Below are 22716 nucleotides of genomic sequence, written 5' to 3'. Positions count from 1 at the left end.
ACACGCCGGACCCGGTCGGGTCTCCGCGGCGTGGCCTGGACACTCGACCCGGGACGGCGTGGTGCGCAGAGGACTCAGCGCTGCGTCGGGATCGAACCCGTGATGGCGGTCTGCGCGGCCTCGGCCGCCGGCATCCGGTGCGCGGGATGACGGCCGGAGCGGTCCTCGACACGGTAGGACGCGAAGGCCACCGCGAGTCCGCCCAGGGCCAGGACGGCGCCGACCCATGCCGGGGCCACGAGTCCGAGACCCGCGGCGATCGCGAGACCGCCGAGGAACGCCCCGAGGCTGTTGCCGATGTTCAGCGCGGAGTGATTCAGCGCCGCTGCGATGGACTGATTGTCCTCCGCGACGTCCATCACCCGGGTCTGGATCGCGGGGCTCAGGGCTGCCCCGCAGAACGCGACGAGGAAGGCGAACAGCACGAGGCTCACGATCCAGGCGGCGGTCAGAGCCAGACCGACGGATGCCACGCCCAGGGCGACGAGGCCCGCGTACAGCCAGAAGCGCAGATCTTTGTCGGCGAGCGCGCCGCCGACGATGTTGCCGACGGTCATCCCGACGCCCACCAGGACGAGAACGAGCGAGACCGCCCATTCGGGCTGCCCCGCGACGTCGGTGATCATCGGCGCGATGTAGCTGTACATCGCGAAGAACCCGCCGAAGCCGACCGCGCCGATGCCGAGCGCGAACCACACCTGACCGATTCGGAAGACCCGCAGCTCGTCGCGCAGGCGCCTCCCCGGAGATCCCGGGTGCGCCGGGACGAACAGCGCGATGCAGACGGCCGCGAGGGCGAAGATCGCGGTGACCACGGCGAAGGCCGCGCGCCAGCCGACCTGCTGCCCGAGCAGCGTGCCCAGCGGCACGCCCACGACGTTCGCGATCGTCAGGCCGGTGAGCACGAACGCCACGCCCTTCGCGCGGTTGCCCGGTCCGAGCGCGTCGGCGGCCACGAGGGCGCCGATCCCGAAGTAGGCACCGTGCGGAAGCCCGGCGAGGAACCGGGATGCCGCGACCAGCTCGAAGGTCGGGGCGATGACCGTCAGCAGCGTGAAGAACGCGAGCGCCGCCGCGAGCACGATCATGACGCGGTGCCGCGGGAACCGCGCCACCGACCCGGCGATGGTGGGTGCACCCACGACGACGCCAAGGGCGTAGAGCGAGATGAGCCAGCCGGCCTGGGCGATCGCGTCGTCGGGAGACGACGCCCAGACGCCGGGGACGAGCTCGCGGGCGATATTGGGCAGCAGGCCCATGACGACGAACTCGGTCATGCCGATGCCGAAACTGCCGATGGCGAGAGAAAGGAGCGCCCGCATCGCCGCACCTCTCGAGGGAGTCGAAGAGGTCACCCGACGATGCTAGCCGGGTTCGCCCGGTCGACCGAATCGTTTCGAGGCCCGCTCGGAAGGCCCTGCGCCGGTCGGCGGCGCGGGCACCCTCCTCCCCAGACGACGGATCGGCCCATCTCTCCCCCGTCGTGGCGGCGGAGGAATTTCACCCGCTCCGAAGATGGCACTCTCGAACCCCTCACCGCACAATGAAGGGATGCCGGAGATGACCGAACCGCAGGTCTGGGTGCTGATCGGGACCTTCGCTGCCGCCGTCCTGGGAGGCATGACGTTCAGCACGAACCTCATCATGGGCTCGCTCACGAAGGTGATCACCGCGAACACCGACCGCCTGGAGGCGCGCATCGATTCCCTGCGCGCGGAGACGATGGCCGAGAGTCGCGTCACCCGTATGGAGCTGCACAGCGTCGAAGCCGGACTCAACGCCAAGATCGACAGCGTCGAAGCCGGACTCAACGCCAAGATCGACAGCGTCGAGAGCCGCTTGCGCGGTGACCTCGCGCGCATCGACGCCGACGTCGCGGCCCTCACCAAGCGCGTCTGGGCCGACCCTCCCGCGATCTGATCCGATCTCAGTCCGTTCGGTCTTCGCGGCGCTCGAGCGCCTGCTCGAGCCGCTCGACCTTGGCGTCAATCTCACCCGTACGCCCCGGCCGGATGTCGGCCTTGAGCACGAGCGACACCCGCGATCCGTAAGGCATCACGGCATCCGTTGCCGCTTTGACGACCGCGAAGACCTCGTCCCACTCCCCCTCCACCTCAGTGAACATCGAGGTGGTGCGGTGGGGCAGGCCTGACGCGCGGACGACGGCGACCGCCGCGGCCACCGCGTCGTGCACCGAGGCGTCGGGGTTCTCGGCAGCGGCGGTGCCGACGCCGGACGGGGCGACGGAGAAGGCGATGAGCATGTCTCGAGACTACGACGCGGCAGCGGGTGGCGGAACGGAGCGCGGCGGGCTGGATGGCCCAGCGCCGCGGACCGCAACCCGAAATCGGCGCCCGAACGCACCCGCGGCGGCCTGGACGGCCAGCGCCGCGGACGGCACCCCGGGGTCAGCGCCCCGAACGCACCCGCGGCGGGACGGGCCGGCGCCCGGTCACGATCTCGCGCAGACCCGCGGGGGGCCGCACGCGACCGACCGAGACGCGCGCGACGCGCACGATCGCCCACACCAGCAGCACCAGACCGAGGACGTTGCGCACCTCGAGGACGACGACCGGGAACGGGTTGGGGTGGGTGGCCATCAGCCCGTCGTACAGCAGCGGGTACATCCACTGCGTCAATCCCGCGATCACGAGCGTCAGGGCCGCGAAGCCGAACCACCGGCGACGGTCGATCATGAGGCCGAGAACCACCGGCGCGAACAGCCACACGTAGTACTGCGGCGAACCGACCTTGTTCAACGCGATGAACGCCGTCACCAGCGCCAGCGACAGCGGCGGGAACAGCGAGAGGAACGTCGCTCCGTGTCGCAGCTTCCAGACGCCCAGGGCGGCGACCCCCACCATGGTCAGCAGCATGACCGGGGTCATCGCGGCGATGACCGCCTCGGCACCCGGTCCGGTCACCTGGAACGTCAGCACGTCGCCGTCGTAGTAGACCTCGCTCCCCGGGACGTAGAACGCCGCGAGGAACATGTAGAGCCCCCCGACCGGCGCCTCCATCTGGATGCCGCGGGAGGTCTGATCGCCGACGAACCCGAAGACGAAGGGTGCTCCGCCCAGGGCCACCACGGGGATGATCGTCGCGAGCGACACCGCCACCGCGCCCCAGACGAGGGCCAGACGTCGGCGGATGACGACGAGACCGGCCGCGAGGATCGCCGCCGGCCACACCTTCATCCACACCGACACCGACAACAGGACGGATGCCAGGAAAGGGCGCCGCAGCATCCAGATCCCGCCGAGGATGGCGAAGGGAACGGTGATGCCGTCGATGCGGTAGATGCCCACCGGGCCGATGAGCAGGATCGCCGCCAGCCAGAACCACGCGGCGAGCACCCGCCCCCGTGAACGCCCGTCGCCCACGAGCACGACGAAGGCGATGAGGTTGAACAGGGCGACGGTGATCGCCCACGCCGGGGTGTACCCGACCGCCCAGGCGAGGAGCCAGGCGAAGGTCATCGGCAGGAAGGCGAGCTGCGGGTAGATCCACTTCTCGGTGATCCCCGGCCACTGCCAGGTGTCGCTGCGCGTGCACGAGGTCACGTCGATGCCGCCGAAGAGCGCGCAGCGCGACCACGGCTCGTACACCAGGTACACGTCGCCCATGGGTTCGTTCGGCTGCTGGTAGCCGAGGACCCCCACCACGACGTGCACGGCGACGAACACGATCAACAGGGGAATGACACGCCTCAGCACCCCCCGATCCTAAGCGGGCCGCCCGACCGGCCCCCGCCGCGCTCCCCCGCCCGAGCGGCGGGGGAGCATCAACCGTTATGCGATCGAGTCCCGCAGGAGTTCCGCCACGACGCGCGGGAGAGCCCCCGCGACGTCCAGGGCGGTGATCGGACCGCCCCCTTCACCCGCTGCGAGCGAGGCCACCGCACCGGCGCGCCCGTGCAGCCAGGCGGCGGTCGCCGCGCACGCCGCGAGATCGTCGAGACCGGTGCGCCCGGCCGCGATCGATCCGGCGGCGAGCGCACCCAGGACGCCGCCGAGGACGTCGCCGGTGCCGGCGGTCGCGAGCCACGGCGTCCCCGCCGACACCCGGCGGACCCACCCGCCCGCCGCCGCGACCACGGTGACGGCGCCCTTCGACAGCACCACCCCGCCGAAGGCGTCGGCGGTCTCCCGGGCGATGCGCTCGCGATCGTCGGTGGCCGCCTGCGGCAGCCCCAGCGCATCGCGCAGCCGGTCGAGCTCGCGTGCGTGGGGCGTCACGATCACCGGTGCGATGGCCGCCGGGACGAGGTCGAGCGCGCCCGCATCGACCACGACCGGGAGGTCGCCGCGAAGGATGCCGCGCAGCGCCGCGGTCTCGGCGGCGTCGCGCTCCGCGGCATCCGTCCCCGATCCCATCAGCCACGCCTGGACGCGCCCGTCGGCCGTGACCGTCTCGGGGCGACGCTGGAGCACGAGGTCCTGCGCGCGGGCCGGTCCGAGGTAGCGCACCATCCCCGTGCCCGTGCGCCAGGCCGCCTCCACCCCCAGGACCGCCGCTCCGGGGTAGCGGGCCGACCCGGTGCGCACGCCCACGACGCCGCGGGAATACTTGTCGTCGTCCGCCGTTGGCCTCCGCAGTACGCGGGCGGCATCGTGTCCGTCCCAGTCCGTCGCCGTCATGGCGTCACCCTAGAACGCAAAGGTCTCCATGAGCGCCCTCTTCACTCCCCTGTCCATTCGCGGTATCGAGATGCGCAACCGCCTCTGGGTCTCGCCCATGTGCCAGTACAGCGCAGTGGAGGGCGTCCCGAACGACTGGCACCACGTCCATCTCGCGCAGTTCGCCGCGGGAGGGGCCGGCCTGGTGATCGCCGAGGCAACGGCCGTCTCACCCGAGGGGCGCATCTCCCCCCAGGATGCCGGGTTGTGGACCGACGCACAGGCGGAGGCATGGCGGCCCGTCGTCGCCGCCATTCGCGCCCGTGGAGCGGTCGCGGGCGTGCAGCTCGGTCACGCCGGCCGCAAGGCCTCGACGTCGGCGCCCCTCTCCGGCGCGCGCGGCTCGGTCGCCGTCGCCGACGGCGGATGGGGCACGGTCGCTCCCTCCGCCGTCGCTTACGCCGACTTCGCCGCGCCCGCGGCCCTCGACGCCGACGGGATCGAGAAGGTCGTGACCGACTTCGCCGAGGCCGCCCGCCGCGCCGTCGACGCGGGATTCCAGGTGCTCGAGCTGCACGCGGCGCACGGCTACCTGCTGCACCAGTTCCTCTCGCCCCTGACCGACCACCGCGACGACGAGTACGGCGGCTCGTTCGAGAACCGTGCGCGCCTTCTCGTGCGCGTGACCGAGGCCGTGCGCGGCGCCGCACCCGAGGCGGCGGTGTTCGTGCGCTTCTCCGCGACCGATGCCGCCGAGGGCGGCTGGAGCGTCGACGACACCGTCGCCGCGTCCCGACTCGTCGCTGCAGCCGGCGCCGACCTGATCGACGTCTCCAGCGGGGGGCTCGTCCCCCACCAGCGCATCGTGCCCGGGCCCGGCTACCAGGTCGAGTACGCCGCGACAGTACGCCGCGAGACCGGACTGCTCGTCAGCGCGGTCGGCATGATCGACGACCCGGCCCTCGCCGAGAACGTGGTCGCCGACGGGCGCGCCGATGCCGTCATGTCGGGACGGGAGTGGCTGCGCGACCCGCACTACGCCCTGCGCGCCGCCGCCGCCCTCGGTGCCGACTCCCCCGCCCCCGCGCAATACCTGCGCGCCTACTGAGGCTCGTCCTCAGGCAGGGCCCCGGTCCCTTCGACGGGCGCGTCCGGAGTGACTGAACCTGTCGAAGTCATCGACGACGGGCCCCGTGAGCACGCCGACAGAGCAGAATCCGTCCGCGCCCGCAACCAGACGCCGCGCGCACCGGGTGGTCGCCAGTGATCCAGCTGATGTCCATCACCGTCGACGCCGGCAACGAGAGCACCGGATGCCAGGTGGCCGAGGGCCCGTGGCATCCGGTGCTCCGTGCGACGGCGTCAGACGAAGCGGCGTCGTTCCGTGGCGTCCTGTACCTCGCCGACGAGCTCCTCGATGACGTCCTCGAGGAAGAGGATCGCCCGCACGTCGCCGTCGTCATCGCGCACCTGCGCGAGGTGTCGGCCCGAGCGGCGCATGAGCGCCAGGGCGTCCTCGAGGTCGGTGGTCTCCAGCACCGACACCATGTGATGGATGCGTTTTGCCGGGATCGGCCGCGCCATGTCGGCCTCCGCCCCCTCCGCCGCGCGCAGCACGTCCTTCAGGTGCACGTACCCGGTCGGGATGCCCGCAGCGTCGACGATCACGTAGCGGGAGTATCCGTGCTGGGCGACGGCCCGCTCGATCTCGGCGGGGGTCGTCGTCTCGGGCAGGGTCACCAGATCGGCCACCGGAACCGCGATGTCGGCGGCTTTCTTCTCGGTGAACTCGACCACCGCCGTCACCGTTCCGGCGGCGTCGTCGAGCACGCCCTCGCGGCGCGACTGCGTCACGATGGTCGCGACCTCGTCGAGCGTGTAGGTCGACGCGGCCTCGTCCTTGGGCTCCACGCGGAACAGCCGCAGCACGTGGTTGGCCGTCCAGTTCAGCGCCACGATGATCGGGTGGAACGCCTTCGACACCGCCACGAGCGGCGGGGCGAGCATGAGCACGGCACGGTCGGGCAGCGAGAAGGCCAGGTTCTTCGGGACCATCTCGCCGAACACGACGTGCAGGTACGACACCAGCAGCAGCGCGACGACGAAACCGATGACCCCGACCGCGGCCTCGGGCAAGCCGGTGAGCCCCAGCGGCCCCTCGAGCAGGTGGTGGATCGCCGGTTCCGACACGTTCAGGATCAGCAGCGAGCAGATCGTGATGCCGAGCTGGCATGTCGCCAGCATCATCGTGGCGTGCTCCATGGCGTACAGCGCAGTCCTGGCCGCGCGGGACCCCCGGTCGGCGTGCGGTTCGATCTGCGAGCGTCGCGCGGAGATGACCGCAAATTCGGCACCGACGAAGAAGGCGTTTGCCACCAGCAGCACCACCAGCCAGGCGATTCCGGCCCAATCGTTCATCACTGATCACCGCCCTTCGCCGCGCGGACGAGGTCGTCGACGTCCTGCTCCTCCGGGGTGGGCGTGAATTGCACGCGGTCGACGCGGCGCCCGTCCATGCGCTGCACCGCGAGGACGCCGTCGTCGAGGGCGACGGTGTCGCCGACGACGGGGATGCGCTCGAGCGCCGCCATGATGAACCCGCCCACCGTGTCGTAGACCTCGCCCTCGGGCACGCGGACGCCCGCGCGGTCGAGCACCTCGTCGGGACGCAGGTCGCCGGGGAAAGTGACCGACGCGGCCGAGCGAACGACGCCGGCGCGCGAACGATCGTGCTCGTCGAGGACCTCGCCGACGATCTCCTCGACGAGGTCTTCGAGCGTGACGACCCCGGCCGTCCCGCCGTACTCGTCGACGACGATCGCCATCTGGTAACCGCGCGAGCGCAACTCGGACACGAGCGTGTCGAGGTGCACGGTCTCGGGCACGCGCAGCGGTTCGGTGGCGAGAGCGGCCACCGGCACGTCGCCGCGGCGGTCGCGCGGCACGCCGATCGCGGCCTTGAGGTGCACGACGCCGACGATGTCGTCCATCGACTCCCCGTAGACCGGGAACCGGCTGTGGCCCGTTCGCCGCGCAAGCTGCACGACATCGTCGGCGGGGTCGCCCGCGGCCAGCGCGTGCACGCTCGGCCGGGGCGTCATGACGTCCGCGGCGCTCAGGCGCGCGAAGGTGAGGCTTCGATCGAGCAGCGACGCTGTGTCCTTCTCGAGCATCCCGGCGCTCGCGGAGCGCTTCACCAGGCTCGACAGCTCCTCGGCGGAGCGGGCGCCCGACAGCTCCTCCTTGGGCTCGACGCCCATGGCGCGCAGCACGCCGTTCGCACTGCCGTTGAGCACCAGGATCGCGGGCTTGAACACCGCCGTGAAGGCGACCTGGAACGGGATGACGAGCTTGGCCGTCTGGCGCGGGATGGCCAGGGCGAAGTTCTTCGGCACGAGTTCACCCAGGATCATCGACAGCACGGTCGCGAAGCCCACGCCGATGACGGCGGCGAGGCCGACGACGAGCGCCTCGGGCAGCCCCCACGCCTGGAAGGCCGGCCGCAGCAGGTTCGAGATGGCCGGTTCCATCGTGTAGCCGGTGAGCAGTGTCGTCAGGGTGATCCCCAACTGAGCGCTCGAGAGGTGCGTCGAGGTGATGCGCAGGGCGTCGATCGTGAGCGACAGGCGGGACTCCCCGGCGGCGCGACGGGCCTCGAGGTCGGCACGGTCGAGATTGACGAGGGCGAACTCGCTCGCGACGAAGAGTCCGGTCCCCACGGTGAGCAGGAGCCCCACGGCCAGCATGACGAAATCCATCAGGCATCACCCCCGCTCGGGCGTGCGGCGGGAGAGGGTCGTCGGGGCCAGGGTCTACAACTGGGAGGGTCGTCCATCGTGCCGACGATTCTATGGCAGCGGGAGGGTGGCGGTACCCGCCTGCGCAAGACGGCCGGCCTGGGGAGGATGGGAGACATGGATGCCACGTCCCCGGCGCAGACGCGCGCCATGGCGGCCGAGTCGGCCGTCGTCCGCCGCTACGTCCACCGCTACGGCCCGCTCGCGTGGGCGCACGCCGCGACGCCGGGCGTCGACGGCGCCCGAACCTGGCACTACTGGTGGCACGCGCACCTGCTCCACGTCCTCCGCGACGCGCAGGAGCACCGCCCCGACCCGCGCCGCGCACGCCTGCTACGCCGGCTCCACCACGGGATCACGGTCCGGACGCTCGGACGCTGGACGACGCCGTTCTACGACGACGTCGCCTGGATGGCCCTGGCGCTGCAGCGGTACGACGTGCACGACCGCCGTATCGACCACCTCACCCGCCGTCTCGACGACGCGGTCGACCCCGCGGTCGGAGCGCTCCCCTGGGCGGTCGGCAGCGCCCTGTACAACGCCCCCGCGAACGGTCCCGCGGCGATCGCGCTCGCGTGGTCCGCGCACCGCGGTTCGGCCGTCGATCTCGACGCGTGGGTCGCGGCGACCCTCGACGACCCCGAGACGGGGCTCGTGCGCGACGGGGTCGAGCACGGCGTCGTCCGCCCCGAGCTGTGGACGTACAACCAGGGCGTCGCCATCGGATCCGCCCTCGCCCTGGCCGAGGGGGCGCCCGACGCCGACGCCCGAGAGGCGCACGAGGCGCGGGCCGCGTCGCTCGTGCACGCCGTCGCTCGGTGGTGCGCGGCCGACGACGGGCTCTTCCCCGCGGCCGGCGGCGGCGACGGCGGCCTGTTCGCCGGCATCCTTGCCCGCTATCTCGCCGAGGCCGCGCTCTGGTTCGCCGACGATGTGTCGAGCGAGACCCACCGGCCGGTCGCGGACGTCGCCCGCGAGCTCGTGCACCGCAACGCGGAGGCGCTGTGGAACGGCCGCCGCGGCGGAATCTTCCCTGCCGACCCGCGACGCGCCGCGCGCGCGAGCGGCGACGACCTCGACCTGTCCGTGCAGGTCGGTGCGTGGATCACGCTCGAGGCCGACGTCGACCTCGAGCGGGCGTTCACCAGCTGACCGGGAGCGCCTTCCCCTCTTCGTAGCCGGCGGCCGACTGCAGGCCCACCCGCGCCCGGTCGTGGAACTCGGCGACGGTGGCCGCCCCCGCGTAGGTGAACGAGGAGCGCACGCCCGAGGTGATCATGTCGAGCAGGTCCTCCAACCCCGGCCGCTGCGGATCGAGGTAGATGCGCGACGACGAGATGCCCTCGGCGAACAGCTCCTTGCGCGCCCGCTCGAACGGATCGAGCCGCCCGAAGCGTCCCTGCACCGCCTTGGTGGATGCCATGCCCCGCGATTCCTTGTAGAGCAGGCCCGCGTCGTCGCGGCGCAGCAGGCCGGGGGCTTCGATCGTGCCCGCGAACCACGAGCCGATCATGACCGAGGCGGCTCCCGCCGCCAGGGCGAGGGCCACGTCGCGGGGATAGCGGACGCCGCCGTCCGCCCACACGTGGGCGCCGGCGCCGCGCGCGGCTTCCGCCGTCTCGAGCACGGCGGAGAACTGGGGCCGACCGACCGCGGTCATCATGCGGGTCGTGCACATCGCTCCGGGGCCGACGCCGACCTTGAGGATCGTCGCTCCGGCGTCGGTGAGGTCGCGCACGCCCTCGGCGGTGACGACGTTGCCCGCGGCGATCGGGATGCCGAGCTCCAGCGCCGCGACCTCGCGCAGCGCGCGCAGCATCTGCGCCTGGTGGCCGTGCGCGGTGTCGACGACCAGCACGTCGACGCCCGCGGCGGCGAGCGCCCGCGCCTTGCCCGCCACGTCGCCGTTGACGCCGACCGCGGCGGCCACGATCAGGCGACCGTCGGCATCGACCGCGGGGCGGTAGACGGAGTCGCGGAGGGCGCTGCGAGCCGAGAGGGTGCCGACGACGCGGTCGCCGTCCACGACGGGCACGATGTCGACGCGCGCCTCCTCGATGAGCGCGAAGACCTCGCGGGGATCGCCGATGCGCTCCACCGCGATGAGCGGGGCGTCGCGGCGGGCGATGTCGCCGAGCGTGGCATCCGGAAGGGCGGTCGACAGCCGCCGGGCCGCGACGATCCCGCGGAACGCGGCCACGTCGACGACGCCGTCCTCCCGCGCGTCGGCGACGACAATGCCGCGGCCGGCGACCGGGGGCAGCACGAGACGCGCGTCGGCGACGGTCGCGGTGGGGGGCAGCACCAGAGGGGCGTCCCAGGCGACCGGCTGGGACTTCACCCACTCGACGGCCTCGATCAGCTGCGGGAGCGCGAGGTCCTGCGGAAGGACGCCGAGCCCGCCCCGACGCGCGAGGGTGGCCGCGAGGCGCGTCCCCGTCACCGAGTTCATGTTCGCCGAGACGAGCGGGATCGTCGCCCCGCTGCCGTCGCCCGGGGCCAGATCGACGTCGAGGCGGCTGCGCACCTCGGAGTGGCGGGGGACGAGGAAGACGTCCGAGTACGTCAGGTCGACATCGGGCTGCGCGCCGGAGAACTCCATAGCATCCACTCCATCACACCATTCGGAGGGAAAGGCCCCGCCGGAGCCGTGGCCGTCCGCAGATCCTCGGCTAGGCTGGAAGATGCGTTGGACGTTCGACGTCATCGACGGCGACGTCGGCGCATCCACAGGAATCTTCATCGAGGAAAGCAGGCGATCGACTGTGTCGAGCCAGGTGACGGGCGTCGGTACTTCGAGCGAGGGCGAGTTCGGCGCGAACGAGTGGCTCGTAGACGAACTCTACGAACAGTTCAAAGTCGACAAGCACTCCGTAGACAAGGCCTGGTGGCCGATCCTGGAGGCGTACCACCCGGTCGTCGACGGATCCTCGGCCGCCGCTCCACCGCCCGCCGCTCCGCCGTCGGCGTCGGCGTCCGAGCCCAAGCCGGTGACGGCCCCGATCCCCGTGGTGGGGCAGGCGCCCGTCGCCCGCACCACGGCCAAGCCGGCGGCGCCGCAGCCCATCCCGGCGCAGGCCCCGAATGCCGTCCCCTCCGCGGGCTCCGAGAGCACCGAGGAAGACCGCGTGACGGTCCTGAAGGGGATGCCGAAGGCCCTGGCATCCAACATGGACGACTCGCTCACGGTCCCCACCGCGACGAGCGTGCGCACCGTCCCCGCGAAGCTGATGATCGACAACCGCATCGTCATCAACAACCACATGTCGCGCACGCGCGGCGGCAAGGTGAGCTTCACGCACCTGATCGGGTGGGCCCTCATCCAGGCGCTCAAGGAGTTCCCGAGCCAGAACGTCTACTACGCCGAGATCGACGGCAAGCCGTCGGTGGTGGCCCCCGCGCACGTCAACCTCGGCATCGCGATCGACATGCCCAAGCCCGACGGCTCGCGCGCCCTGCTCGTCCCGAGCATCAAGCGCGCCGACACCCTGTCGTTCGGCGAGTTCCTCGCCTCCTACGAAGACCTCGTGCGCCGCGCCCGCACCAACAAGCTGACGCCCGGCGATTTCCAGGGCACCACCGTCTCGCTCACCAACCCCGGCGGCATCGGTACGGTCCACTCGGTCCCCCGCCTGATGCGCGGTCAGGGTGCGATCATCGGCGCCGGTGCGCTGGACTACCCCGCGGAGTTCATGGGTGCGAGCGAGAAGACGCTCAACGAGCTGGCGATCGGCAAGACGATCACCCTCACCAGCACCTACGACCACCGCGTCATCCAGGGTGCGGGTTCGGGCGAGTTCCTCAAGAAGGTGCACGAGCTGCTCATCGGTCAGCGCGGCTTCTACGACGACATCTTCGCCGCCCTGCGCATCCCCTACGCGCCCATCCATTGGGCCGCCGACATCAGCGTCGACCTGTCCGAGCGCATCGACAAGAGCGCCCGCGTGCAGGAGCTCATCAACTCGTACCGCGTGCGCGGCCACCTCATGGCCGACATCGATCCGCTCGAGTACGTCCAGCGCACCCACCCCGACCTCGAGATCGAGTCGCACGGCCTGACCTTCTGGGACCTCGACCGCGAGTTCGTCACCGGCGGTCTGGGCAACAAGCGCGTGGCCAAGCTCCGCGACATCCTCGGTGTGCTGCGCGACTCGTACTGCCGCACCATGGGTGTGGAGTACATGCACATCCAGGATCCGGTCCAGCGCCAGTGGTTCCAGCGCAACATCGAGGTCAAGTACACCAAGCCCGGGCACGACGAGCAGCTTCGCATCCTGTCGAAGCTCAACCAGGCCGAGGCGTTCGAGACCTTCCTGCAGACCAAGTACGTCGGGCAGAAGCGCTTCAGCCTCGAAGGCGGCGAATCGCTCATCCCGCTGCTCGACCAGATCCTGCAGGGCGCGGCCTCGGCGGGTCTCGACGGAGCCGCCATCGGCATGGCCCACCGCGGTCGCCTGAACGTGCTCACCAACATCGCGGGCAAGACCTACGGTCACGTGTTCCGCGAGTTCGAGGGCGCCGTCGCCGTGGGCAGCAAGCGCGGTTCGGGGGACGTGAAGTACCACCTCGGCACCGAGGGCACCTTCGTCGGCGACGCCGGCGACGAGCTCCCCGTGTACCTCGCCGCCAACCCGTCGCACCTCGAGACCGTCGACGGCGTGCTCGAGGGCATCGTGCGCGCGAAGCAGGACCGCAAGCCCATCGGCACCTTCTCGTGGCTGCCCATCCTGGTCCACGGCGACGCCGCGTTCGCGGGTCAGGGCGTCGTGGTCGAGACGCTGCAGATGTCGCAGCTGCGCGGCTACCGCACGGGCGGCACGATCCACGTCGTGGTCAACAACCAGGTCGGCTTCACCACCACGCCGACCGACGCCCGCACCTCGGTGTACGCCACCGACGTCGCCAAGACGATCCAGGCTCCGATCCTGCACGTCAACGGCGATGACCCCGAGGCCGTCGTGCGTGCCGCGGAGCTGGCGTTCCTGTACCGCGAGGAGTTCCACCGCGACATCGTCATCGACCTCGTCTGCTACCGCCGTCGCGGTCACAACGAGGGCGACGACCCCTCGATGACGCAGCCGCTGATGACGAACCTCATCGAGGCCAAGCGATCGGTGCGCCGCCTGTACACCGAGTCGCTCGTCGGCCGCGGTGACATCACCGAAGACGAGTACGAGCAGGCGAAGCAGGACTTCCAGAACCGCCTCGAGGTGGCCTTCGCCGACACGCACGAAGCCGAGACCGGCACCAACCCCGTGATCGCGACCGACGCGGCCGACGAGCCCGCGGTCGGAGCTCCCGAGACCACCGGTGTCTCGCGCGAGGTCGTGCAGCACATCGGCGACGCCTTCGTGAACAAGCCCGACGGCTTCACCGTGCACACGAAGCTCCAGCAGCTGCTCGACAAGCGTCTGGACATGAGCCGGAACGGCAACATCGACTGGGCCTTCGGCGAGCTGCTCGCCTTCGGCTCCGTGCTGATGGAGGGCACCCCGGTGCGCCTCGCCGGTCAGGACTCGCGCCGCGGCACCTTCGTGCAGCGCCACTCGGTGCTGCACGACCGCGACAACGGTCAGGAGTGGCTGCCCCTCGCCAACCTCAGCGAGAACCAGGGGCGCTTCTGGGTCTACGACTCGCTGCTCAGCGAGTACGCCGCCATGGCGTTCGAGTACGGCTACTCGGTGGAGCGCTCGGACGCGCTCGTCCTCTGGGAGGCGCAGTTCGGCGACTTCGCCAACGGCGCGCAGTCCGTCATCGACGAGTTCATCTCCTCGGCCGACCAGAAGTGGGCGCAGCAGTCGAGCGTCGTGCTGCTCCTCCCACACGGCTATGAGGGCCAGGGCCCCGACCACTCGTCGGCACGCATCGAGCGCTACCTGCAGATGTGCGCGCAGGACAACATGATCGTCGCCCGCCCGTCCACCCCGGCGTCGTACTTCCACCTGCTGCGTCGCCAGGCGTACCAGCGTCCCCGCCGCCCGCTCGTGGTGTTCACGCCCAAGGCCATGCTGCGCCTGCGCGGCGCGACCAGCCCGGTCGAGGACTTCCTCGAGGGCCGGTTCGAGCCCGTGCTCGACGACGACCGTGGCAACGACCGTGGCGCCGTGAAGCGCGTGCTGCTCCACGCGGGCAAGATCCACTGGGATCTGCGCGCGGAGCTCGACAAGAACCCGAACCCCGAGATCGCCCTCGTGCGCCTCGAGCAGTACTACCCGGCCCCCGTCGAGGAACTCGCGCGCGTTCTCGCGCAGTACCCGAACGCCGAGCTGGTCTGGGTGCAGGACGAGCCCGAGAACCAGGGCGCGTGGCCGTTCATCGCGCTGGAGTTGGCCGACCAGCTCGACCGCCCCGTGCGTCGTATTTCCCGGGCTTCGGCGGCGTCGACGGCGACCGGTTCGCCCAAGGTGCACGCCGGCGAGCACGCGGCAATCATGAAGGAAGCGCTTTCACGCTGACATCCCGCAGCGCTGACACCCGCTGAGGAGGGGCCCGATCGACGAGAGTCGGTCGGGCCCCTTCGGCGTCGACGCTCGCACGGCCCGCGGGCCGGCGGTTCCCGCGTCGGCCCGCGTGACGAGCGGGACGACTCCCCGTCCGCCCGGCAGCGCACGAGCGACCGCCCCATCCGCGTAGCAGCGCACGAGCGACTGCCCCATCCGCGTGACAGCGCACGAGCGACCGCTCCATCCGCTTGGCAGCGCACGAGCGACCGCCCCATCCGCTTGGCAGCGCACGAGCGACCGCCCCATCCCGGGGGCGCCGCGGCGACGACGCCCCCGGTCGACGACCCGTCAGGGCGACGGCGCCGCGAGGCCGAGGACGGGCGCCATCGCCGGAATGGCGTACGCCAGGCTGCCGTCCAGCGCCTCGCCCGTGTGCCCGGCGCCCTCGACGACGTGGGTGAGCACCGTGAAGCCCGCCGCCTTCGCCGCGTCGGCGTTCGCCTGCTGGCCGGGGCCGTACGTCGTGTCGGCGCTGCCCCAGGTGAAGACGGCGAGGTGCCCGGTGTACGTGCCCGAGGGGGCGGCGGCCATGATCACGGACGGCTTGTTCGCCTGGAAAGCGTTCGCGTCGCCGTTGTAGACGTCGGCCACGGTCTGCGCCACGTGCTCGGAGCCGGGGAACTCGTTGCCCATCACGTCGAGCAGCTGGCCCCACGTGTCGGGGTGCTTCGTCCCGTAGAGCGCGGCGCACGAACCGCCGTTGGAGAACCCGCCGATCGTCCAGTACCGGTGGTCCGTGACGATGTTCAGGTTCTGCTCGGCCCACTGCGGCACGAGCTCGTTGACGTACGTCGACACGGCGCCGTACTTCGCCGAGTCCACGCACGCGGGGTCGAGGTCGGGGGCGGTGAGTTGATCGACGACGATGGCGATGGGGGCCAGGCCCTTGTTCGCCGCCGCGAAAGCGTCGAGCGCCTTCGCCAGGACGGTGGGGTCGGGCGACCCGGGTTGCCCCATCATGAACACGAGAAGCGGGAGAGCCGGAGGGTTCGCGACCTGCGCGGCGGGCGGGAGGTAGAGCGACGCATCCCGCGCGGCGTACTGCCCCGTCGGGATCCTGCTGCTCCCCGTCAGCGCGCTGACGGACCCCTTGGCGGGCATATCGGCCGGGGGCTCCCACGTCTGATACAGCGTCGACGGATCCCCGGCGGCGTCGCCGCGCTGCGGCAGGGATGCAGGATCGAGCGCCTGCACCCCGAGGATCGCGGCCAGATTGTGCGTGACGCCGTAGGAGGCGTTCACCCCGAGCGCGCCGGCGAGCAGAGCGGAGGTGATGGTGAAGACGCCGATGACGCGCCGCAGCCAGGGCCCACGACAGACTCCGACGACTCCGACGGCCACTGCCGCGGCCGCTCCTGTGGCCCACCAGATGGCGCCCGCCGGCAGGGGCCCCTGGAAGGTGTCCATCGCCTCGAGGATTTTCGCGACGACGAACATCACGACCCCCGCGGCCACCGCGATGATGGCGGTGCGGATGATGCGGCGCGGTACCCACAGGGTCACCCCGACGACACCGAGCCCCGCGATCACGGCCGTCATCCAGAGCAGGGGCGAATCGATCAACTCGAACGACAGGATGAATCTGTTCATCGACGCCCCTCCCACGCGGTCTTCGCCAGAGCGACAATCTCACGGCGAGAGGCATCGGGGAGGTATGCGCGGCCGACGGCCGCACCGATCGCGGGGAGTTGCAGCGGGTCGCGGTAGACGAGGGCCAGCGGACGGTAGCGCGGACGGAACTTGCCCTTGAACCGGAACAACGACGCGAACCCGTAGGCCGGCTCGAGCACCTCGGCGAGCCAGCGCAGCAGGGAGCGCAGCGGAGCGGGGTCGCCGTCGACGGGCTCGTCCGGGTCGTCGGCCAGCGGCGCCCCCGACAGACTCAGCACGACGGCACCCTCCGCCTGCAGTTCCAGGGCCGCCTTGGCGATGAGGAACTCCATCATGCCGTTCGGGCCGTCGCTGCGACGACGCATGAAGTCCAGCGTCCACCCGGTGATCTCGCCGTCGGTCCAGCTCGGCATCCAACTGGTGACCGCCTCGATGCGGTCGTCGGGCCCGACGGCCAGCAGGAGTCGCACGTCGCGGTCGCGCAATTCGTCGAGCGACCCGAGCGTGAAGCCCATCTCGGGCAGCGCCCGATCGGCGACCCACTCCTCGTCGATCGCGACGACCTGCGAGGCCTGCGCCACGGTGAGCTCGTGCCAGCGCGCCCACACGGCGGTGTATCCCTCGCGCTCGGCGCGGGTGAGCGGTTGGCGCACCTTCTGCCATGTCTTGCCCGCGAAGGCCAGGCCCGGCAGGTCCATGACGGTCTCGACTCCCACCGGCACGTGCCGCCAGCCCAGCTCGACCAGATCGTCGAGCGTCTCCGCGTGCACGCTGTAGAACGCCGGCGTCCAGCCATGCTCGACGCAGTAGTCGGAGAATCCGCGCAGAGCCTCGGGCCGGCGCCCCGCGGGTGCCAGCGGGTCGGCGACGGCCAGGGCGACGTCGCCGGCCAGGCGGTACGCGACAGCGCACTCGCCGTCCTCCGAGTACCAGTGGCGGTTGCCCTCCCACGTGCCGAGGAACCCGAGGGTGTCGCTGCCGCGACGCAGCAGTTCGCGGTAGTGCGCTGCTCCCCCGGCATCCGGTCGGCGGGCCCGGCGGTACAACCAGAGGATCGCCGCCACCACGATGGCCCAGAACAGCACGCCGATCCACTGGTAGGCGAACAGCGCCGGGCCGTGGTGCGGGAAGGCCGTCCCGCCGCCGGGGTTGGTGAACGCGGGCGGGAAGAAGCGGCGCAGCGTGAGACCGAGCAGGTCGAGCACCGAGAGCTCGCGATCGAAGCTGCGTCGCCCCACGGCTTCGACGACGAACAGCGTCGTCGCGCACGCGAGGAACGCCAGCACGATCACCGCGGCCACGGTTCGCGCCGCGGTCCGGGTGGCACGAACGGTGAAGCGCCCGCGCGCGAGGACGAGGGCCATGGCGAGGGCGAGCGGGATGACGATGGATGCCACCGCCCACAGCACGTATTCCGCGCCGCTGCCGTCGACCCAGGGATCGATGCGCAGCCGCCCGTCCAGCAGCGAGACGAGGGGGAGGACGGCGGAGGAGACGAGGACGAAGAGCGCGAGGATCCACGCAGAGCGACGGCCCTGGCGCAGGCCCCACGCCGCGACCAGCAGGAGGACGAGCGGCGTGATCGCCAGCAGCGCGGGTCCCGCGCCGCGGGTCATGAGCAGCGCGACCTGCTCGTCGCACACCGCCTGCGCCACCGACCCGCACCGGCTCAACAGCTCGTCGTCGTACTGCGTGTAGGCGTCGACCACGAGCGACAGCGGGCCGCGTCCGCCGCCGCTCACAAGCGCGACGATCGGGCCGCTGCCCACCACGGCGGCCAGGAGGGCGAGGAGCGTGCGCGTCTCGCGCGTGGAACTGCGGTGCCACGAACGCCGTTCGCGACCGCGCGCGAGCACGGCCCCCACGCCGAGACCGATCACCGCGGCGGTCAAGCGGTACCAGGAGTCGGCGTCACCCGCGTACAGCGCGAAGAGCGCGAGCAGGGCGAAACCCACCAGGCGCAGACGACGGCGCCAGAGCGTCGGCGCGAGAGCGGAGGCCGCCATCACCACTCCCGCGATCGGCGTCGTGGGGTCGAGCACCGGGACCTCGGCGGCGACGACCGGACGCAGGTCGGTCAGCGTCCAGGCCGCGGCGTGCAGGCCGATGCCGACCGACAACCCGGCGACGCCCAGCGACACGAGCAGCACGCCCGTGCGCCGGGAGCCGAGAAGGCGCTCCGCGTACGCCAGCACGGTGAGCGCCAGCAGCACCGACGACACGGCATCCACCGGGGAATCCGGGATCGCCAGCGCGGTGAGCAGGGTCCACCATCTCCCGCTCGCGAAAGTGGCGAGAGGGCCAGCCCCCCACGCGGATGCATCCTCACCCCACAGCGACCCCGTGGCCGCCGCAGCGGCGATCACGATGACGCCCGCGACGAGGGCGACCGGGTTCTCCCGCGTGTAGCGCCGCAGGATCGCACGCAGGGCATCGAGCCGCGTCGATCCGCGCGGAGCCGTCGGGGAGGGGGCTGCTTCGGACATCGGCGGAATCGTACGGCGGGATTCTATGAAAAAGCGTCAGTACCAGATGTCGAGCAGCGGGATCGCCGCCGGGGCGAAGGCGGCGTCCACAACGGCGATCGCCGACGCCCCGCCGCTCACGAGACCCGCGGAGGCCAGCTCCGTGGCCCGCACCCCGCCCAGCAGGAGCGAACCGAGCGCCCCCACGGTCAGATCGACGTCGACCCTTGCATCCGCGGAGGCGGAGGTGACCTCGGCCTCCCCCGCGTCGTCGATGCGGACGCTCCAGCTCCCGTCGGCGAAGCCGAGCGGGTCGTCCACCCGCAGCACGAGCTCGAGGGGTGCCGCGTACGACCGCGACGACAGGGCACCGGCGACGTCGAGCACGCGCAGCCAGTGATGGTCGGTGAGCGTCGCGGTCACGGCCCGGCGGTCGGCGACCATCCATTGCACCGGAGGCACGGGGGCCTGAAGCCACGCCTTGACCTTGCCCACGAGGTCGTGCTCGATCGCGAAGCGCCACAGCGCGGCGTAGGCCTCGTCACCGTCGGCGAAGATCGCCCGCACGGAGAGGTCGTGGGCGGCGTATTCGTCGGTCTCCGCGAGGGTGTAGACCAGGATGCCGCGCTCCACGTCGTCGACGTCGCGGTAGACGACGGCCCGTACCTTCTCGGCCTCCTTGTCGCCGGGAGCCACTCCTGCCACCCCGCGCCACCGTCCGTCCCACCCGGGAACGGAGCCGGGACGCAGGACCCGGACCCGCTCGTGGATCGCCCGCAGGCGCTCGACGATGCCGTCACGGGCGATGAAGTCGAGCCGGCCCGGTGCGGTGGGCCCCGTCCACCGGGCGCGTCGGGTGTCGACGACCACGTCCGATGCCCAGGCGGCGGGTGAGAAGCCCCAGCGCCCGTAGATCGTGGCCTCCGTGACGGTCAGTCCCGCCAGCGCGAAACCGGCCGCCGCCGCCGTCCGCAGCTCCCCGCCGATCATCGCGCGGGCGATGCCCCGACGACGGTGGGTCGGGGCGACGGTGACCGCGCTGATCGACCAGAGGTCGGCCGTGCGGCCGGGCGAGGTCGTCAGGGTCGACGCCCAGGAGTCGATCGTGCCGACGGGGACCTCGGGCTCGCTGCCGGAGCGGTCGAACACGCCGGTCAGGCGTCGGGTGCGCAGGGTCTTTCGCGAGTGTGCGGCCTCGTCGTCGGTGGACTCCCCGCCGAGGAAGCCACGGGCGACCGCGCGCTGGAACGGACGGAACCCGTCTCCGTCGGCGTCGACCCGGGAGTACTCGAGACCGACGGCCGCGAGGTCGGCGGCGGAGGTGGGGTCGGCGGGCAGCGTCAGGGTGTCGATGGATGCCATGACCCCAGCCTAGGGACCGCCCCCGACACGCGCCGAGCGCTCGCCGGCCGCCGTCAGTGGGTGGACTGAATGGCGCGCAGGCGCGAGAGCACCTGATCGCGCAGTTCGTCGGGAGCGGTCTCCTTGCACGCCCGCGCGACGACCTCGGTCAGGGTGCGCGCCACGAGCGCCTCGTCCTGGCATCCGGGGCAGTTCTCGAGGTGGTCTCGGATGTCCTTGGCCTCGGTCTTGCAGACCTCGTTGCGCAGGTACTCCTCGAGGTCGCGTCGCGCCTTGTCGCAGCCGCAGTCGCTCATTTCGTCTCTCCCGTCGCGGCCTGGATGCCGCGCTCCTTGGCGTAGTCCGACAGCAGGTCACGCAGAAGGCGTCGTCCGCGGTGCAGACGGCTCATGACCGTGCCGATCGGGGTTTTCATGATGTCGGCGATCTCCTGGTAGGCGAAGCCCTCGACGTCGGCGAGGTACACCGCCATCCGGAAATCCTCGGGGATCGACTGCAGGGCGTCCTTGACGACGGAGGCCGGCATGTGGTCGATCGCTTCGGCCTCGGCCGAGCGGGCACTGCTGGCGGTGGTGGACTCCGCCCCGCCGAGCTGCCAGTCCTCCAGGTCGTCGATCGCGCTCTGATAGGGCTCGCGCTGCTTCTTGCGGTACGTGTTGATGTACGTGTTCGTCAGGATGCGGTAGAGCCACGCCTTGAGGTTGGTGCCCTGCGTGAAGGTGGCCCACGAGCCGAAGGCCTTCACGAAGGTCTCCTGCACGAGATCGGCCGCATCGGCCGGGTTGCGCGTCATGCGCATGGCCGCGGCGTACAGCTGATCCATGAAGGGCAGAGCCTGCTCCTCGAACTGTGCGCGGGGCTCCACCTCGAGCGGGCCGGCGTCTGCGGTGTCGTTCATCGCGCGCCAGTCTACGTCGAGTGCCTCGACGGCCACCGGGATGGTCGTCGCGGTGCGGTCGCGCTCCAGAAGTGCGGTCACGTGTCGTCCCCTTTCAGTAGAGTTGGAACCGATGACTCCCCTCGGGTATTCCCCCTCCGCCGCCACTCCCCGCGGCGCGTGGGACGCGCCCGTCGCCGCCCACCCCGTGGATGCCGCGGTCACGGTGCCGGGGTCCAAGTCGCTCACCAACCGCGAGCTCGTGCTCGCCGCCATCGCGGACGGTCCGGGAACGCTTCACGCCCCGCTGCACTCCGACGACTCGGCGCGCATGATCGACGCGCTGCGCGCCCTCGGGGTGGCGATCGAGGAGATCGAGACCGAGTCCCCGTTCGGCCCCGACCTGCTGGTCACCCCGCCGTCGACCTTCGCGGGCGACGGCGAGATCGACTGCGGTCAGGCGGGTACCGTGATGCGCTTCGTGGCGCCGCTGGCGGGCCTGGCCCGCGGCGACGTGCACGTCACGGCGCACGAGAGTGCTCTGCACCGCCCCATGGGGGCGATGATCCGCGCCCTCCGCGACGTCGGCGTCGACATCGACGACGGCGGCCACTGGGCCCTGCCGTTCTCGGTGCGCGGGCACGGTCACGTGCGCGGCGGCGAGGTGGAGATCGACGCCAGTCAGTCCAGCCAGTTCGTCTCCGGGCTGCTTCTCGCGGCGCCGCGTTTCGACGTGGGTCTGCACCTGCGCCACGTCGGCTCCCGCCTGCCGAGCATCCCCCACATCGACATGACGGTCGAGTCGCTCGCCCACCGCGCCGTGCACGTCGAGCGGCCCGCCCCGGGCGAGTGGATCGTTCCGGCCGGGCCCGTGCGCGCCAAGGACGTCCACATCGAACCCGACCTCTCGAACGCGTCGTCGTTCCTCGCGGCGGCGATGGTCACCGGCGGATCGGTCACGATGTCGGGCTGGCCCCTGCACAGCACGCAGCCCGGCGCGCTCCTGGTCGACATCCTCGCCGAGATGGGCGCCCGCGTCAGCCGGCGCGGCGGCGCCCTCACCGTGGCGGCCGGCGACGACGGCATCCTGGGGGTCGAGCTCGACCTCTCCGCCGCAGGCGAGCTCGCCCCGACGCTGTTCGGCCTCGCGGCTTTCGCCGACGGCCCGACCACCCTGCACGGCATCGGTCACATCCGCGGGCACGAGACCGACCGCATCGCGGCCCTCGTCGGTAACCTCCGCTCGCTCGGCGGCGAAGCGCACGAGCTCGAGGATGGCATCCGCATCGTTCCCCAGCCGCTGCACGGCGGCGAGTGGAAAGCGCACCACGACCACCGTCTCGCGACCACGGGCGCCCTCATCGGGCTCCGTGTCCCCGGCGTGCAGATCGACGACATCGGCACGACGGCGAAGACGCTCCCCCAGTTCGCGGACCTCTGGCACGCCATGCTGGGACGGGATGCCGATGCCCGGGGCTGACG

General features: G+C 71.5%; 17 protein-coding genes. 5 read left to right on the top strand and 12 right to left on the bottom strand.

Features of this window, described 5'->3' with window-relative positions; genetic code table 11:
* Window positions 1-74: 74 nt before the first annotated feature.
* Complete coding sequence (locus B0B15_RS06760) at window positions 75-1322, bottom strand: MFS transporter (protein ID WP_076674392.1); 1248 nt, start codon at window positions 1320-1322, stop codon at window positions 75-77.
* A 238-nt stretch (window positions 1323-1560) separates the two neighbouring features.
* Between B0B15_RS06760 and B0B15_RS06755 the strand changes: the two genes are divergently transcribed.
* A complete protein-coding gene (locus B0B15_RS06755) occupies window positions 1561-1920 on the top strand; it encodes a hypothetical protein (protein WP_143016342.1) in 360 nt (119 codons plus the stop codon).
* A 7-nt stretch (window positions 1921-1927) separates the two neighbouring features.
* Here the strand turns inward: B0B15_RS06755 and B0B15_RS06750 are convergent, their stop codons facing one another.
* From B0B15_RS06750 to B0B15_RS06740, 3 genes are all read right to left on the bottom strand, one after another.
* Window positions 1928-2263 carry a thiamine-binding protein gene (locus B0B15_RS06750; RefSeq protein WP_076674386.1) on the bottom strand — a complete coding sequence of 112 codons (336 nt, stop codon included), beginning with the start codon at window positions 2261-2263 and terminating at the stop codon, window positions 1928-1930.
* A gap of 145 nt (window positions 2264-2408) precedes the next feature.
* Entirely contained in the window at window positions 2409-3716 is a 1308-nt protein-coding gene (locus B0B15_RS06745) for a glycosyltransferase family 87 protein (RefSeq protein WP_091366354.1), read from the bottom strand.
* A 75-nt stretch (window positions 3717-3791) separates the two neighbouring features.
* Complete coding sequence (locus tag B0B15_RS06740) at window positions 3792-4640, bottom strand: ADP-dependent NAD(P)H-hydrate dehydratase (RefSeq protein WP_076674383.1); 849 nt, start codon at window positions 4638-4640, stop codon at window positions 3792-3794.
* Window positions 4641-4668: 28 nt separating this feature from the next.
* On the opposite strand from B0B15_RS06740, the gene B0B15_RS06735 reads away from it, so the two are divergent.
* Window positions 4669-5727: an NADH:flavin oxidoreductase/NADH oxidase gene (locus B0B15_RS06735; protein WP_076674380.1), complete on the top strand. Its 1059-nt coding sequence runs from the start codon at window positions 4669-4671 to the stop codon at window positions 5725-5727.
* 254 nt (window positions 5728-5981) lie between these two features.
* Here the strand turns inward: B0B15_RS06735 and B0B15_RS06730 are convergent, their stop codons facing one another.
* Together B0B15_RS06730 and B0B15_RS06725 are read right to left on the bottom strand one after the other, a co-directional pair.
* Window positions 5982-7037: a hemolysin family protein gene (locus B0B15_RS06730; RefSeq protein WP_076674377.1), complete on the bottom strand. Its 1056-nt coding sequence runs from the start codon at window positions 7035-7037 to the stop codon at window positions 5982-5984.
* The gene (locus B0B15_RS06725; protein ID WP_076674374.1) at window positions 7037-8377 is read right to left on the bottom strand and encodes a hemolysin family protein; all 1341 of its coding nucleotides are present in this window, start codon (window positions 8375-8377) and stop codon (window positions 7037-7039) included. The genes B0B15_RS06730 and B0B15_RS06725 overlap by 1 nt, the downstream gene beginning before the upstream one ends.
* A gap of 156 nt (window positions 8378-8533) precedes the next feature.
* Between B0B15_RS06725 and B0B15_RS06720 the strand changes: the two genes are divergently transcribed.
* Window positions 8534-9568 carry a glycoside hydrolase family 76 protein gene (locus B0B15_RS06720; protein ID WP_083708899.1) on the top strand — a complete coding sequence of 345 codons (1035 nt, stop codon included), beginning with the start codon at window positions 8534-8536 and terminating at the stop codon, window positions 9566-9568.
* Here B0B15_RS06720 and B0B15_RS06715 read toward each other — a convergent pair.
* The gene (locus B0B15_RS06715) at window positions 9558-11018 is read right to left on the bottom strand and encodes a GMP reductase (protein ID WP_076674370.1); all 1461 of its coding nucleotides are present in this window, start codon (window positions 11016-11018) and stop codon (window positions 9558-9560) included. The genes B0B15_RS06720 and B0B15_RS06715 overlap by 11 nt on opposite strands.
* A 163-nt stretch (window positions 11019-11181) precedes the next feature.
* Here B0B15_RS06715 and B0B15_RS06710 point away from each other — a divergent pair, with 163 nt between their 5' ends.
* Window positions 11182-14871, top strand: coding sequence for a multifunctional oxoglutarate decarboxylase/oxoglutarate dehydrogenase thiamine pyrophosphate-binding subunit/dihydrolipoyllysine-residue succinyltransferase subunit (locus B0B15_RS06710; protein ID WP_083708951.1), 3690 nt, complete (start codon window positions 11182-11184; stop codon window positions 14869-14871).
* 336 nt (window positions 14872-15207) lie between these two features.
* Here the strand turns inward: B0B15_RS06710 and B0B15_RS06705 are convergent, their stop codons facing one another.
* From B0B15_RS06705 to B0B15_RS06685, 5 genes are read right to left on the bottom strand one after another with little or no spacing between them, the layout of a single operon-like run.
* On the bottom strand, window positions 15208-16509 hold the full coding sequence (locus B0B15_RS06705; RefSeq protein ID WP_076675261.1) for an alpha/beta hydrolase: 1302 nt from the start codon (window positions 16507-16509) through the stop codon (window positions 15208-15210).
* Complete coding sequence (locus B0B15_RS06700; RefSeq protein WP_076674369.1) at window positions 16506-19016, bottom strand: bifunctional lysylphosphatidylglycerol flippase/synthetase MprF; 2511 nt, start codon at window positions 19014-19016, stop codon at window positions 16506-16508. Before B0B15_RS06700 ends, B0B15_RS06705 begins: the two co-directional genes overlap by 4 nt.
* 36 nt (window positions 19017-19052) lie before the next feature.
* Entirely contained in the window at window positions 19053-20357 is a 1305-nt protein-coding gene (locus B0B15_RS06695) for a GNAT family N-acetyltransferase (protein WP_076674368.1), read from the bottom strand.
* A gap of 53 nt (window positions 20358-20410) precedes the next feature.
* On the bottom strand, window positions 20411-20653 hold the full coding sequence (locus tag B0B15_RS06690) for a zf-HC2 domain-containing protein (RefSeq protein WP_076674367.1): 243 nt from the start codon (window positions 20651-20653) through the stop codon (window positions 20411-20413).
* Window positions 20650-21255 (bottom strand): sigma-70 family RNA polymerase sigma factor, encoded by a 606-nt coding sequence (locus B0B15_RS06685; RefSeq protein ID WP_076675260.1) that lies wholly within the window; start codon window positions 21253-21255, stop codon window positions 20650-20652. The genes B0B15_RS06690 and B0B15_RS06685 overlap by 4 nt, the downstream gene beginning before the upstream one ends.
* A 112-nt stretch (window positions 21256-21367) precedes the next feature.
* Between B0B15_RS06685 and aroA the strand changes: the two genes are divergently transcribed.
* Complete coding sequence (gene aroA, locus B0B15_RS06680; RefSeq protein ID WP_076674365.1) at window positions 21368-22714, top strand: 3-phosphoshikimate 1-carboxyvinyltransferase; 1347 nt, start codon at window positions 21368-21370, stop codon at window positions 22712-22714.
* The last annotated feature ends 2 nt before the right edge of the window (window positions 22715-22716 follow it).

Origin of the sequence: Microbacterium sp. RU1D, from assembly GCF_900156435.1 — a bacterium.
Taxonomy (GTDB): Bacteria; Actinomycetota; Actinomycetes; order Actinomycetales; family Microbacteriaceae; genus Microbacterium.
Note: the sequence above shows the minus strand (reverse complement) of the source record. Positions and strands in the feature narration are given on the sequence as shown.

Coding starts and splice junctions, on each gene's coding strand:
- B0B15_RS06760 (WP_076674392.1), bottom strand. CDS start 1,322: ATGCGGGCGCTCCTTTCTCTCGCCATCGGCAGTTTCGGCATCGGCATG.
- B0B15_RS06755 (WP_143016342.1), top strand. CDS start 1,561: ATGACCGAACCGCAGGTCTGGGTGCTGATCGGGACCTTCGCTGCCGCC.
- B0B15_RS06750 (WP_076674386.1), bottom strand. CDS start 2,263: ATGCTCATCGCCTTCTCCGTCGCCCCGTCCGGCGTCGGCACCGCCGCT.
- B0B15_RS06740 (WP_076674383.1), bottom strand. CDS start 4,640: ATGACGGCGACGGACTGGGACGGACACGATGCCGCCCGCGTACTGCGG.
- B0B15_RS06735 (WP_076674380.1), top strand. CDS start 4,669: ATGAGCGCCCTCTTCACTCCCCTGTCCATTCGCGGTATCGAGATGCGC.
- B0B15_RS06730 (WP_076674377.1), bottom strand. CDS start 7,037: ATGAACGATTGGGCCGGAATCGCCTGGCTGGTGGTGCTGCTGGTGGCA.
- B0B15_RS06725 (WP_076674374.1), bottom strand. CDS start 8,377: ATGGATTTCGTCATGCTGGCCGTGGGGCTCCTGCTCACCGTGGGGACC.
- B0B15_RS06720 (WP_083708899.1), top strand. CDS start 8,534: ATGGATGCCACGTCCCCGGCGCAGACGCGCGCCATGGCGGCCGAGTCG.
- B0B15_RS06715 (WP_076674370.1), bottom strand. CDS start 11,018: ATGGAGTTCTCCGGCGCGCAGCCCGATGTCGACCTGACGTACTCGGAC.
- B0B15_RS06705 (WP_076675261.1), bottom strand. CDS start 16,509: ATGAACAGATTCATCCTGTCGTTCGAGTTGATCGATTCGCCCCTGCTC.
- B0B15_RS06700 (WP_076674369.1), bottom strand. CDS start 19,016: ATGTCCGAAGCAGCCCCCTCCCCGACGGCTCCGCGCGGATCGACGCGG.
- B0B15_RS06695 (WP_076674368.1), bottom strand. CDS start 20,357: ATGGCATCCATCGACACCCTGACGCTGCCCGCCGACCCCACCTCCGCC.
- B0B15_RS06690 (WP_076674367.1), bottom strand. CDS start 20,653: ATGAGCGACTGCGGCTGCGACAAGGCGCGACGCGACCTCGAGGAGTAC.
- B0B15_RS06685 (WP_076675260.1), bottom strand. CDS start 21,255: ATGAACGACACCGCAGACGCCGGCCCGCTCGAGGTGGAGCCCCGCGCA.
- aroA (WP_076674365.1), top strand. CDS start 21,368: ATGACTCCCCTCGGGTATTCCCCCTCCGCCGCCACTCCCCGCGGCGCG.